Below are 14,210 nucleotides of genomic sequence, written 5' to 3'. Positions count from 1 at the left end.
GGGGTTCAAGACTTAACTCATATAAATATGATTATTAAGACGATTTTGACCACATTAAGATAATTGTTAAAAGGTTGCACATACTAATGTGCAGATATTATAAGAAAATCGCGGCCAATAACAAGTCTTTTAACAAGTTATTGGCGTATTCTTTAGTGACAATACACAGACGTACTCTATATTGTCACTTTCAGTAAGTTTTATTTACTCGTCATCATCTTTAGAGTTGAACTTAGAGATGATTTCAGCAGCAACTGATTTTGGAATTTCAGCGTACTTTTGGAATTCCATTGAGTAAGTTGCACGGCCTTGTGACATAGAGCGCATTTGAGTGGCATAACCAAACATTTCCGCTAATGGTACTTCAGCACGAATCTGTTTAGTACCGCCAGGTAGATCTTCCATACCCTGTACCAAACCACGACGACGGTTAAGATCGCCCATGATGTCGCCCATGTAGTCTTCAGGTGTTTCAACTTCTACTTTCATTACTGGCTCAAGTAGTGCTGGATCAGCTGCTAAGAAACCTTTTCTGAAGGCCATAGAACCAGCCATCTTAAATGACAATTCATCAGAGTCAACGTCATGATAAGAACCATCATACAAGGTCGCTTTTACGCCAACTACTGGGTAGCCTGCAAGTACGCCGTTTTTCATGCGCTCTTGGATACCTTTATCAACAGCACCGTGGAATTCTTTTGGTACAGTACCACCAACAACTTCTTCAGCGAATTCATATTCAGTGTCGCCAGCTGGATCAAGTGGCTCAAGACGTAACCAAACATGACCAAACTTACCACGACCACCTGTTTGACGTACGAATTTGCCTTCTTGTTCAACAGTGTTACGAATCGTCTCACGATAAGCAACCTGAGGTGCACCGATGTTTGCTTCAACGTTGAATTCACGCTTCATACGGTCAACAAGAATCTCTAGATGTAGCTCACCCATACCACTGATGATTGTCTGACCAGATTCTTCGTCAGTGTGTACACGGAACGATGGATCTTCTTTTGCCAAACGGCCAAGAGCGATTGACATTTTTTTTCTTGGTCAGCTTTGGTCTTTGGCTCAACAGCTAGAGAGATAACTGGATCTGGGAATTCCATACGCTCAAGAGTGATCACGTTGTCTTCATCACATAGCGTATCACCAGTAGTCACATCTTTCATGCCGACTAGAGCTGCGATATCACCAGTACGAATCTCTGCAAGCTCTTCTTGAGAGTTTGCCATCATCTGTACGATACGGCCAACACGCTCACGCTTCATCTTAACTGGGTTATAAACACTGCTACCCTGCTTCATTACACCAGAATAAACACGTACGAAGGTTAAGTTACCAACGAATTTGTCATTCATGATTTTGAACGCTAGTGCTGAGAAAGGTGCTTCATCTGATGCTTCACGGCTGCCTTCGCTTTCGTCTTTGTCATCAAGAATACCTTTAATAGCAGGTACGTCGATTGGTGCAGGTAGATACTGAATAACGGCATCTAGCATCTTCTGTACACCTTTGTTCTTAAAGGCAGTACCACAAAGAAGCGGGATGATTTCGTTATCAATAGTTAACTGACGAATAGCACCGTGAATTTGTTCTACAGTCAATTCACCGTTTTCTAAGTATTCGTTCATCAACTCTTCGTTTGCTTCAGCAGCGTTTTCTACAAGGTGCTCGCGGTATTCTGCTGCTTTTTCTTGTAGTTCAGTTGGGATTTCGCGCTCATCATATTGCATACCTTGAGACGCTTCGTCCCAATAGATAGCTTTCATGGTCACTAGATCAACAACGCCTTCGAAGTCATCTTCTTTACCAATTGGGATAACCAATGGTACAGGGTTACCGCCTAAGCGAGTTTTGATCTGTTCGATAACACGATAGAAATCAGCACCAACACGATCCATTTTGTTTACAAATGCAAGACGTGGTACTTTATATTTGTTCGCCTGACGCCATACGGTCTCAGACTGTGGCTGAACGCCGCCTACTGCACAGTAAACCATGCAAGCGCCATCAAGTACACGCATAGAACGTTCAACTTCGATCGTGAAGTCAACGTGACCTGGGGTATCGATGATGTTGATACGGTGTTCGTCAAACTGTTTAGCCATACCTGACCAAAAACAAGTTGTTGCCGCTGAGGTAATAGTAATACCACGCTCTTGTTCTTGCTCCATCCAGTCCATAGTGGCTGCGCCATCATGTACTTCGCCAATTTTGTGGCTAACACCGGTATAGAATAAAACACGCTCTGTAGTGGTTGTCTTACCAGCATCGATGTGCGCTGAGATACCAATATTGCGATAGCGTTTTAGGGGAGTTTTACGAGCCATAGTGTTTTCCTAGGAAAGTCGTGTATATAATAATGTATTGTGTCTCTACCTCATACTCTATGACAAAGCGTTCAGCTTCGTAATATTACTTACTGATTATTGAGCCTAATACGGACAAAAAAAGAGCAAATACTAAGAATAGTGCGGCATCAAATTTGGGATGCTCTCCAGCAAAAACTGTATTTGTTAAGAGAGACATCTGGATAGATGTCCGCCACCTCAGTCATCAATAAATAACATTTATATATGACCGAATGATGATGGCGGCAATCAATAGAATAAACAACAATGTAAGATTAAATGGCATGAGCCTCTAATCTCAAGCTACTATTAAAAAGTAGCTTAGAAACGGTAATGAGAGAATGCTTTGTTAGCATCTGCCATGCGGTGAACTTCGTCACGCTTTTTCATAGCAGCGCCTTTGCCATCAGCAGCATCATTCAATTCGCCAGCTAAACGCAAAGCCATTGATTTTTCAGAACGCTTAGCAGCAGCTTCAGCTAACCAACGCATAGCCAATGCAGTACGACGGGAGGGGCGTACTTCCATTGGTACTTGATAGGTTGCACCGCCAACGCGGCGAGCTTTTACTTCTACCATTGGGCGTACATTTTCTAGCACTTCTTCGAAGAAAGATACTGGATCTTCAACTTTACGCTTCTCACTTACTGTCTCAAGTGCACCGTAAACGATACGCTCAGCAGTAGATTTTTTACCATCACTCATTACATGGTTGATGAATTTTGCAACAGTTTGGCTACCAAACTTAGGATCCGGTAGGATCTCACGGGCAGCAACGACGCGACGTCTTGGCATAATAAATTTCCTTATCTTCAGGAGTGTCTAACATTCACAACATCGACTACTTATCATTAGGATATAGCAGTGAGTTATCAGTTAGCCTTACTGCATGGTGGTATGTTTTAAGAGCAAATCACAGATATATATTTATATAAAAGCGATATTACTACTGACACCAAACCCATGCACAGTTATTGGGTAGTGCAAAAAGCTTATCTAATAACGTTTAGTTATTAAACTTTAGGCTTCTTAGCACCGTACTTAGAGCGACCTTGCTTACGGTCTTTAACGCCTGCGCAATCTAATGCACCGCGAACAGTGTGATAACGTACACCCGGTAGATCTTTTACACGACCACCACGGATTAGAACAACACTGTGCTCTTGTAGGTTATGACCTTCGCCGCCGATGTAGCTTGATACTTCATAGCCTGAAGTCAAACGTACACGACATACTTTACGCATGGCAGAGTTAGGTTTTTTTTGGCGTGGTAGTATATACACGAGTACATACACCGCGACGCTGTGGGCACGCTTCCAACGCAGGAACTTTTGACTTTTCCTTGATGGTTTTGCGACCTTTACGAATCAATTGGTTAGTTGTTGCCATAAGGCATCCTTCTCCCGTTTGGTATAAAACAAAAAATGGGCCAATGCACCATCTATCTGATAATAATTACAGATTTCGGGGGCACCCATTTTTAGGACAGTGTATTATAAAGAGTTGTTGCTGCTATTTCAACCACTTATGAATGGTTTCGCTTTACAACATTTGATAGATATGCATTCAACCTCTCATTGTATCACTTTATAGATTTTTCGCCGAAAAATAGCGTAATAAATAAAGTAAACAAAGTGAGCTCAAGCATCATTAAGAAAAGATGTTTACCATTGAAATGGTACTTGATAGTAACTAAGTTGTGGTACTTATCCTAATTTTCAAGTCGTGTTGCTCAATCAAACTAAGATAAATACCATCGTACTTATAAATATATAACCCAACTAGCAAATAATATGTTTATTACTTGGCTCTTTTATAAGACGTCTACTTAGATGCGTCTTTTTTTACTGCTAGTTTCTTCTTTACTGGTTTCTTCTTTATTAGGGGCTTTTTCTGAATCACTGCTTTTTTTCTTGGCGCTCTGTGTCTTTTTTTCGCCTCATCAGTATCAGCCTTTTCTACTTTAGCCTCACTACTGCTGTCATCAGTAATAGCACGATTGGCCAATTTTGCTTCTGGCGCAAAGGTCGCTTGAGCAACGCCAATAACTTCGTCGATCAATTGGCTATTATAGTGCATACCGATCGCTACTGCGGTGACAGGAATAAAACGACGAACCCATGATAAGTTGATCTGATCTAAATCTACACCTACTTGATTGGCGACTTTGTCTATTTGCTCAGCATAGAAATTTACATTTTTATTTTTTAGACCGAGATTTTTAAGTTCACTATGTAGTCCATTGCTCTGAGCATTATCAAGCAAACCTTTACCAATACCTAGACCAGCTAGTAGCGCTTGTTTTTCTTGCATCTTGCTCAGATCAGCGTTTGATAATAGTTCGTACGCCATCTTGACGCCTTGCTTACCTGTCAGCGGCTTATTATATACAGCAGCAATCTGATAAACTGTACGTAATGAAACCAATAATAGCCACAATGTATCAGCTAGCAAACCTGGTAGACCTGCCAAACCTGTCAAACCACCCATCATTGCAAGCGCGCGGTTTTGATTAGCGATATCAGTAGCTAGCGCATAACGCTCTTCGTCATCTAAAGTAGCAATATTGGCAAAACGATGTTCATTAGGTAAGTCTAGTTGACTCCAGTTGGCAGCGAGGTTGGCCACTTGGGCAAATGCGCCGTCAACTGTCGACTGGAAAAAACTATTCGGCACGACTTTCTTGGCATATTTACCATAAGTAGCAAAACGTGGTCCTAAAAGTTGCTGCGTCGCCTTTAGCGTTTGCTCACGAAACAAGTCTTGTTGGTAGTCTTCATCGCCTAGGTCTACAGCTTTATATTGACGCGGTTTGCCCGTTTTAGCGTTTACGCTATCAATCATAGCCCTACACGCTCTAGATTGTTTCGAGTAAAAGAGCCAATGGTATTGATGCTTTTAGAAAGAGTACTACGCTTTGCCATCGTGATGTCCTTAATATGATGAGTTGGTTTTTAATATAGTTGTATTTTAATATGATAGTTAATTATTAATAATAATGAATCTATTATTTTAGCCAGTTATCGTAACTGGTGTCAGTGCGAACAATGTTATTAGAATCACAAATTTTGTATCTAGAGTATAATTCCGTCCATAGTCAGTAGCTAGTCTTAGCTTCTCATCTCTTTACTCAAACTCAGTCATAAGTGTTATTTTGTCGTTATTTTACACTTGTCCAAAGATTTCCAGTGCTTGATACGTTATCATGTGCCATAACTGAGAGCATAATTGTACACTGAATTTATATTACCTCTGATAGACCGTTAACAGAATTTCGTTACCTAAATTCATGCTATCGTTATCTACATAGACTATTTTTTTCATTATAATGCTCGAATTAACTCATAGTTAAACATCATATATAGATTTACCACGATTATTGCAACCAACTGCTAGCAAGTCGTTACTTATAAGGAATAGCATATGCGCCGCGTCGTTATTACTGGAGCAGGGATTGTCTCTTGTATTGGACATGATTTAGATACTGTCACCACTGCCCTCAAAGAAGGTCAGTCTGGCATCACATTTAACGATTCTTATGCTGAGCACGAGTTTAAATCACACGTGAGCGGTAGTATCAATCAATCAGAACTGGATACCAGTGGTATCGATCGTAAGCTGAAAAGGTTCTTTAGTGACGCCAGTCTCTATGCTTACGTCAGTGCGCTAAATGCGATTGAGCACTCAGGACTATCGCTTGATACTATTAATAACAACCCACGAGTGGGTGTAGTGGCAAGCTCGGGCGGCGCCTCAACAGAAAATATCGTCAATGCTATCGATGCTATGCGCGAAAAAGGTTTACGCGGTGTCGGCGCAATGGCCGTACCAAAGACAATGGGCAGCTCAGTATCAGCTGCTTTAGCAACCGGCCTCAAAATCCAAGGCGTGTCCTACTCGCTCGCCTCTGCTTGTGCGACTTCGACACACTGTATCGGTCATGCTGCTGAGCTTATCCAATTGGGTAAAGCCGATGTGATATTGGCTGGTGGTAGTGAAGCTGAGCATTGGACACAGTCTTGTATGTTTGATGCCATGGGCGCAGTTAGTACTCAGTATAACGACACACCAAAACTTGCCTCAAGAGCCTATGACAAAGACCGTGACGGTTTTGTGATTGCTGCTGGTGGCGCGATGGTGGTTGTAGAGAGTCTGGAGCATGCTCAAGCACGCGGCGCTAATATTTTGGCTGAAATCGTTGGCTATGGTGCCAGCTCTGATGGTGCAGAAATGGTTGCGCCAAGCGGTGAAGGTGCAGTTCGCTGTATGCAACAAGCCTTGGCCGAAGCGGGTCTAGAAAGTGTTGATTACATCAACAGCCACGGTACTAGTACACCACTGGGCGATATTACTGAGCTTAAAGCGATTGCTAAAGTATTTGATAATGACGTCAGTAAAGTACCTGCTATCAGCTCAACCAAATCAATGACAGGTCATAGCTTGGGCGCTGTTGGTGCACAAGAGCTGATTTATTGTCTACTAATGCTACAGGACGGCTTTATTGCTCCAAGTATCAATGTTGATAACTTGGATCCTGCTGCTGAAGGTTTTGATATTGTCACCGAAATGCGTGAAGCAAATCTTGAAACATTGATGAGTAATAGCTTTGGTTTTGGTGGTACTAACGCTACGCTAATTATCAAAAAGTTTGACGCTTAACCCATGCTTGTATCAAATCACAATACAACTGAGCAGACAGATTCTGCGCCATCGCTAGCTAGCAAACCTAGCTGGCGTTTTGGTGATTTGTCTGCTACCGAACTGATGCCGCAGCTACAGCGTCACTTGCTCGACCAAGATATTAAAGCAAACTGGCAACTTGTTTGGCTTAATAATGATGGTCGACCCGTGATCGGTTTACTCCCAAAAGTCAGCTGGTCTGTCTATCCCAAAGATGAGCAGTCCTCTAGTGATTTACCCAATATTTATAAGGTGATTAAGAGTTGTCGCAATACTGACTTGAGTCGCGATACTAATGTAAATAGCGCTGATAATAGTTATGCTGGCACGACAGCTTATATGAGTTATCTAGAGTGGCAAGAAGAGCTAATCGCTTATAGCAATACTCAAAAAGCCAATCACGACACGTCATATATCAATAGCGAAGAAAGCTCGAAACCTAGTTATCATCATGGGCTAATCGGTTTTATTGGTTATGATATTGCAGCTCTCGAACTAAGTCCTGCCGATAGGATTGAATTGGCAATGCAGCCATGTGCTTCGTTGGGACATTATGATATTTATCTAACACCTACGGCATATGCTGATACAGGTTGGGCGTTAAAAAGTCATCTAACCAATGCTGACGTTTCTGAGAATATTGGTCATAAAAAAACGATATTCTTATAAATACTCTTACCTCGTACCTAGACGAACTGGATCAAAAACTGTCTGATAAATATCTCAATCCGTCACAGTTTAAAGATGCATTAAGCATCACTCCCTTAGTTTTAAGTCCGCGATGGAGTAAGCTTGATTATCAACAAGCATTTCATCGCACACAAGACTATCTACAGCAAGGCGACTGCTATCAGATAAACCTGACACAGAAATGGTCTGGCAGACTACCGTATAGCAATGATGTTAGCCAATCAACAGCTGCGCTTATTGACTATTTGCCTGCGCTATATCGCAATACAAAAGCGCCTTTTGCAGGATATACGAGCGTTAAGGGCAATGATGGTGATTACCTAAATAGGAACAGCTTTAACGCAGATATCAATCATTTTGAATTGTTAAGCTGCTCACCTGAGTTGTTTTTTACATTCACTAGAGAAATCGACACTGGCAAACACTCTATTCGCACCAAGCCTATCAAGGGAACCATGCCGCGAGGTACGACTGACGAGCAAGATGAAATGTACAAACAGCAACTGGTCAATAGCGAAAAAGACCGTGCCGAAAATGTCATGATTGTAGATTTACTGCGTAATGATTTGGGTAAATACGCCAAAATTGGCAGTGTAAAAGTACCACAGTTATTTGCGATTGAGAGCTTTAGCAACGTGCATCATATGGTGAGTACTATTACCGCTGAGCTAAAAACTGATACTCATCCATTGGCTGTATTGTTTGGTAGTCTGCCTGCTGGTTCTATCACTGGCACACCAAAAAACGCGCTGTCGAAATCATCGCTGAACTGGAATCTACGCCACGCGGTGCCTATTGTGGCACTATGGGTTATATGAATTTTGATGGTAGTGGTCAATGGAACGTGCTCATTCGTACATTGCAAGCCAGTACTTCGTCAGATAATAGCCTTAATGAAGAAAGACACGTTAATCTATGGGCAGGTGGCGGTATTACGGTCGCGTCCGATTGTGATGCTGAATACCAAGAATGCTTAGATAAAGTAGGTAATTTATTATCAGTACTTGCTCAAAAAAACCTAAGATAGCGAACTCAAATATTATTGCTAATTTGAAATTAAAAAAAGCCTGCCAACGTTACGTTAGCAGGCTTTGCTTTTAAGACTTATCGATAGTGTTTTGCGTTTTGAATAAATAGACTTATTTATCAACATTCTATATTAAGCTATCAATATAATTTTATTCAGCAACAACGCTAGCATCGACTTGCAAAGCTTTTAGCGCATTAATCAAACGCTCGTTCTGCTCTGCCGTACCGATAGTAATACGCAAGTACTCTGCAATACGCGGCTTATCAAAATGGCGAACGATAATGCCCTGCTCGCGTAACGCACTCGCGACAGCACTTGCATTGCCATCTTTTGGACGAGCAAAAACAAAGTTGGCATGTGACGGTAGGACCTTATAGCCCAATGTCGTCAACTCTGCTGTTAGCGACGTACGTAAATCAATGACTTGCTGACGGGTTTGCTCAAAATACTCAGTATCTAACACACTCGCAGTCGCACCAGCTTGCGCTAATTTATCCAATGGGTAGCTATTGAAGCTATTTTTCATACGCGTCAATGCTTCAATCAACGAAGCACTACCAAAGGCCATCCCAACACGTAAACCAGCAAGTGACCGTGATTTTGAAAAGGTCTGCGTCACGATAACGTTGTCACACTCATTGATTAAGCTGACCGCTGAAACCTGAGCCTCTGGGTTACCTGATTCTATCTGAGCAAAATCAATATATGCCTCGTCAATTACAATCACGGCGTTAGAATGCTCGCTTGCTAGCTTACGGATATCAGCAAGTGATAAGAGCAAACCTGTTGGCGCATTCGGATTGGCAATGATGATACCGCTACAAGGCTGACGATAAGCATCAGGATCGATACTAAAATCGTCCTCTAATGGGATTTTGACGAGATGCACACCAAAAGTCTGCGCATAGACAGGATAAAAGCTGTAGCCAATATCAGGTGATAAAAGCGGACGCTCTTTTAGGAAAAAACTGGCAAATATAAGCGCCAAGACTTCATCTGAGCCATTACCAACAAACACTTGGCTGACATCAAGGTCATATGCTTGTGCCAGTGCAGCACGTAGGTCGTTGGATTCAGGTGCCGGATATAAACGCAGCTCTTGCGCTTGCTGAGTGAGTATCTTAGCGATTGCCTCCCTACTTTTGGTGAGGGCGGAAACGGGTTTTCATTGGTGTTCAGTTTGCATAAATTGTCGTGCTGTGGCTGCTCACCCGGCACATAAGGTGACAAGTTGCGTGCTTTAGATGACCAAAGTCTGGTATCTATCTTTGACTCGCTCATAAATTATCCTACTAATTAGCCATACAGACTATTAAAAATATCTATCAAAAGTAAAAACGAAGACGCTCAAAATATCTTACTGATAACGATAACGGGCTGAGCGCGCATGGGCCTCTAGGTCCTCACGCTGCGCTAAAATATCTGCCGTCTCAGCCAAAGGCTTACTACCAGATTCACTGCAATAAATAATTGAGGATTTCTTCTGAAAGTCATAAACACCTAACGGTGAAGAAAAGCGCGCGGTACCGGATGTTGGTAGCACATGGTTCGGTCCTGCACAGTAATCCCCAATCGCCTCAGGCGTGTGACGACCCATAAAGATAGCACCCGCATGACGAATATCATCTAACAATGCATCAGGGTTATCAACGGATAACTCCAAATGCTCAGGGGCAATACGATTAATCAGTGCCATACCCTCGCTACGATCTTTCACTAATATAAGTGCACCACGATTTTGTAGCGAATCGCGTGCGATATCTGCTTTTGGTAGCTCAGCGAGTGCTCTTTCTATCTCTAACGCGACTTCTTTTAGCTGCTCTTCACTGGTCGTCACAAAGATGGCTTGAGCGATACGGTCGTGCTCTGCTTGCGACAACAAATCCATCGCGAGCCAATCAGCTCGATCTTGCGCTTCACCCTCTGCATATACCAACACTTCTGAGGGACCTGCAATCATATCAATGCCGACTTGTCCAAATACTGCTCGTTTGGCTGCCGCGACATATTTGTTGCCTGGTCCTGTGATTTTGTCCACGGCTGGGATAGTTTCAGTACCGTAAGCTAAGGCTGCTACTGCCTGAGCGCCACCAATAGTGAAGACGCGATCGACTTGGGCCAGATGGCTGCCGCCAATACCAGAGGGTTCAGCACACCTTTAGGCGCTGGTACCACCATGATGACTTCAGTGACACCAGCCACCTTGGCAGGAATAGCATTCATCAATACTGACGATGGATAAGAAGCCAGACCGCCCGGCACATAAATCCCAACGCGATCAAGTGGCGTGACTTTTTGACCCAATCGGTTGCCTAGCTCATCCTCATACTGCCAGGTTTCTTGTACTTGGCGCTCATGGAATGTCTGTACCCGAGTTGCGGCTGTGGTCAACGCTAACTTTACTTTCTCATCAAGATTGGCAAACGCTTCAGCAAGCGCTTCTTTAGACAGCTCTAACTCTTGCATCGACGTTGCTGGATGCTGGTCAAACTGCTGAGTCAATGCCAATACGACGCTATCACCATCAGCACGTACTTGGGCAATGATATCATCGACGGTATGCAATAATTCAGCATCATTGACTGTTTCAAAGGCAAGCAACTGTGTCAATTGACTATCAAATCGGCATCTTGGGTACTTAACTGGCGCATGACCTAATCCTATATCTGAGCATAAAGTAGTGCTAAAAATGAACGGTTTGGAACTGAGTAAAGTAGGTTTATCTTTCAAAATATTACAACTTACTCGACGTTTTCTTGTCTGAATTTTACGATGATTTTATGTTTTCGAAAGCTAAGACAACAAAACCAGTTTAGCACGCTACGTCACTCATAGCCTGCTAAACTGGTTTAAAAATTTGTATAACCATGCTTTATATTACTAATGACTTGCACTGGATAATTAGCTATTGGCGATACTATTTTTAAAGCTATCTAAGATTGGTTCTAGTAGTGCGAATTTGCGCTTATAGCTCACTTGATTGACAATCAGACGTGATGAAACATCACAAATGTGATCGCGTGCTTCAAGCCCATTGGCGCGCAGTGTGTTACCTGTATCGACCACATCGACAATCAAATCACCTAAACCAACCAATGGCGCAAGCTCCATCGAACCGTAAAGCTTAATGACATCAACCTGCTGCCCTTGGCTAGCAAAATAAGCACGAGCGACATTGACATATTTGGTCGCGATACGCAGACGACGATTTGGCAGCGGTGCATCTTTCACACCCGCAGTCATCAGTTTACACTGAGCAATCTGCAAATCGAGCAATTCATAAACATGATTGGCACCATGCTCAAGCAGCACATCTTTACCTGCCACCCCAAAATCAGCAGCGCCATGTTCGACATAGGTCGGCACGTCGCTGGCACGCAAAATCAATACACGTACATTTGGATTTGAGGTTGGAAAAATAAGTTTACGTGACGCTTCAGGATCTTCTAAAAGATCAACGCCAGCTGCACGTAGCAGTGGCATGGTCTCTTCTAGAATGCGGCCTTTTGATAAAGCCAAGGTTAGACCTGAAAACTCATCGTTTACTTCGTTTAATAAACCGCTGGCTGGTAAAGATTTGCTTGTCTCAGTCATAATGACATCGTGTCCATGTGCAGTCCCCTATTGAAAGGAGAGTTTTTAATTTATAACGTAATATGGGTAACAGTCGATATTGAATCAATCAATATTAAGCGTTGGTATTAATACGCTCGATGTTCACGCCTAAGCTACGCAGCTTGTCTTCAACATGCTCATAACCACGGTCGATGTGGTAAATACGATCGATTAAGCTCTCGCCTTCAGCGGTCGCCGCTGCCATTACCAATGACATAGACGCACGTAAATCCGTCGCCATGACTGGGGCTGCGGTAAAGTTTTCGACACCTCTTACTACCGCAGTATGACCATCAACCTGAATAGACGCACCCAAACGATTGAGCTCTGGTACGTGCATATAGCGGTTTTCGAAGATGTTTTCGATAAAAGTACTTGTACCATCCGCTAAGCAAGCAATCGCCATTAGCTGAGCTTGCATATCCGTTGGAAAACCAGGATGTGGCTGTGTACGAATATCAACCGCCTTTGGACGACCTTTCATTTGTGCGCGAATCCAGTCATCACCGCTCGTGATAGTTGCACCCATGTCTTCGAACTTCTCTAGCACTGGCGTCAATAATAGAGCAGATGTTTTTTTGGTCAATACATCGCCACGTGTCATCAAGGCACCAGCAAGGTATGAGCCTGTTTCGATACGGTCAGGGACAACTGAGTATTCACAGCCGTGTAGACGCTCTACCCCTTCGATGGTCATCGTTGAGGTACCGATACCGCTTATTTTGGCACCCATTGCAACCAACATATTGGCCAAATCAACCACTTCTGGCTCTAACGCACAGTTGCCTAAGACAGTTGTGCCTTTGGCCAATGCTGCTGCCATGATGACGTTTTCAGTACCGCCGACGGTAATCATATCAAATGAGAAATTACAGCCTAATAGCTTGCCACCTTTTGGCGCTTGGGCTTTTACATAGCCATTCTCTACACTGATTTCGGCACCCATCGCTTCAAAAGCCTTTAGATGCTGATCAACAGGACGTGAACCAATCGCACAACCACCTGGCAATGAGACTTCGGCTTCGCCGAAACGTGCCAATAACGGCCCTAGCACCAAGATTGACGCGCGCATGGTTTTTACCAAATCATACGGGGCATAAAAGTTATCGATACTCTTGGTATCGCAAGTGACCGTATCATCTTGCTTTTGGATTTTGATACCCATGCCACCGATCAATTCAATCAACGTTCGCACGTCTTGTAGTGACGGCACGTTATGCAGTGTCGTTGGAGTCTCAGCCAATATCATAGCTGCGAGTAACGGCAAAGCGGCATTCTTGGCGCCTGAGATGGTGACTTCCCCTGCGATACGACTACTACCAGTGATTAAAAATTGATCCATAAAGGTGACAACCTAGCGATGAGTATAGAAAATTATGAAAACCAGAATTACGACTTTCAACCATGCATATGGCCGATTCAGTAATATCTAGTCATATAGACAGCTATTTAATTAGCCTTTTGATTGAGCGTCCCACTCAGCAGGCGTCAGCGCTTGGATATTGAGTGCGTGAATATCGCCACTCGCAATCTTATCATTAACTAACGCATATACTGCTTGCTGACGCTGAACCGCGCGTTTGCCTTCAAAGCTGGCATCGACCACGCGTACGTCAAACTTATTACCTTGGTTGGCAGCTTGAATAAAAGCGTCTGGGAAGTGAGTCTGTAAAAATGCGATCAAATCGTCAGCGTTCATGCTCATAGAATAGTCTGCCTTAAAGTTTAGAATAGGGTATAGATTTAAAGTGATGACATTATAACAAGAGTTTGCATATCTTACAGTACTGTCTTACTCAAGTATGTTTGAGCATTGAGACAGTGCTATCAATTAAACGGTC

Annotated in this window: 7 protein-coding genes and 5 pseudogenes; 3 read left to right on the top strand and 9 right to left on the bottom strand. The window is 43.0% G+C overall.

All coding sequences use genetic code 11. From position 1 onward, the window contains the following. Positions 1-204 precede the first annotated feature (204 nt). The 4 genes and pseudogenes from fusA to TT11_RS09690 all read right to left on the bottom strand — a co-directional run bounded on the left by fusA (position 205) and on the right by TT11_RS09690 (position 5,198). Positions 205-2,333, bottom strand: a pseudogene (gene fusA, locus TT11_RS09705) (elongation factor G). A gap of 342 nt (positions 2,334-2,675) precedes the next feature. Then, complete coding sequence (rpsG, locus tag TT11_RS09700) at positions 2,676-3,149, bottom strand: 30S ribosomal protein S7 (RefSeq protein WP_057761735.1); 474 nt, start codon at positions 3,147-3,149, stop codon at positions 2,676-2,678. Between the two features lie 218 nt (positions 3,150-3,367). After that, positions 3,368-3,743: pseudogene (gene rpsL, locus TT11_RS09695) on the bottom strand (30S ribosomal protein S12). 435 nt (positions 3,744-4,178) lie between these two features. Beyond that, a complete protein-coding gene (locus TT11_RS09690; RefSeq protein WP_261870237.1) occupies positions 4,179-5,198 on the bottom strand; it encodes an EcsC family protein in 1,020 nt (339 codons plus the stop codon). 579 nt (positions 5,199-5,777) lie between these two features. Here TT11_RS09690 and TT11_RS09685 point away from each other — a divergent pair. The 3 genes and pseudogenes from TT11_RS09685 to TT11_RS09675 form a co-directional block, all read left to right on the top strand. Further along, complete coding sequence (locus TT11_RS09685; RefSeq protein WP_102091614.1) at positions 5,778-7,013, top strand: beta-ketoacyl-ACP synthase II; 1,236 nt, start codon at positions 5,778-5,780, stop codon at positions 7,011-7,013. 3 nt (positions 7,014-7,016) lie between these two features. Beyond that, on the top strand, positions 7,017-7,703 hold the full coding sequence (locus tag TT11_RS09680; protein WP_261870236.1) for a hypothetical protein: 687 nt from the start codon (positions 7,017-7,019) through the stop codon (positions 7,701-7,703). Positions 7,704-7,792: 89 nt separating this feature from the next. Then, positions 7,793-8,751: pseudogene (locus TT11_RS09675) on the top strand (anthranilate synthase component I family protein); the annotation flags it as partial. Between the two features lie 151 nt (positions 8,752-8,902). On the opposite strand, the pseudogene hisC reads toward TT11_RS09675, so the two are convergent. From hisC to TT11_RS09650, 5 genes and pseudogenes are all read right to left on the bottom strand, one after another. After that, a pseudogene (gene hisC / locus TT11_RS09670) lies at positions 8,903-10,035 on the bottom strand (histidinol-phosphate transaminase). Between the two features lie 76 nt (positions 10,036-10,111). Continuing rightward, a pseudogene (hisD, locus tag TT11_RS09665) lies at positions 10,112-11,405 on the bottom strand (histidinol dehydrogenase). Positions 11,406-11,655: 250 nt separating this feature from the next. After that, the gene (gene hisG, locus TT11_RS09660; RefSeq protein WP_101205353.1) at positions 11,656-12,348 is read right to left on the bottom strand and encodes an ATP phosphoribosyltransferase; all 693 of its coding nucleotides are present in this window, start codon (positions 12,346-12,348) and stop codon (positions 11,656-11,658) included. A 94-nt stretch (positions 12,349-12,442) separates the two neighbouring features. Further along, positions 12,443-13,711, bottom strand: coding sequence for a UDP-N-acetylglucosamine 1-carboxyvinyltransferase (gene murA, locus TT11_RS09655; protein WP_114701832.1), 1,269 nt, complete (start codon positions 13,709-13,711; stop codon positions 12,443-12,445). 111 nt (positions 13,712-13,822) lie between these two features. Beyond that, positions 13,823-14,074: a BolA family protein gene (locus TT11_RS09650; RefSeq protein ID WP_057761749.1), complete on the bottom strand. Its 252-nt coding sequence runs from the start codon at positions 14,072-14,074 to the stop codon at positions 13,823-13,825. Between the last annotated feature and the right edge of the window lie 136 nt (positions 14,075-14,210).

The organism is Psychrobacter sp. JCM 18901, from assembly GCF_000586435.1.
Classification (GTDB): domain Bacteria; phylum Pseudomonadota; class Gammaproteobacteria; order Pseudomonadales; family Moraxellaceae; genus Psychrobacter.
The sequence above is the reverse complement of the archived record's forward strand: the minus strand, read 5'-3'. Positions and strand labels throughout refer to the sequence as shown.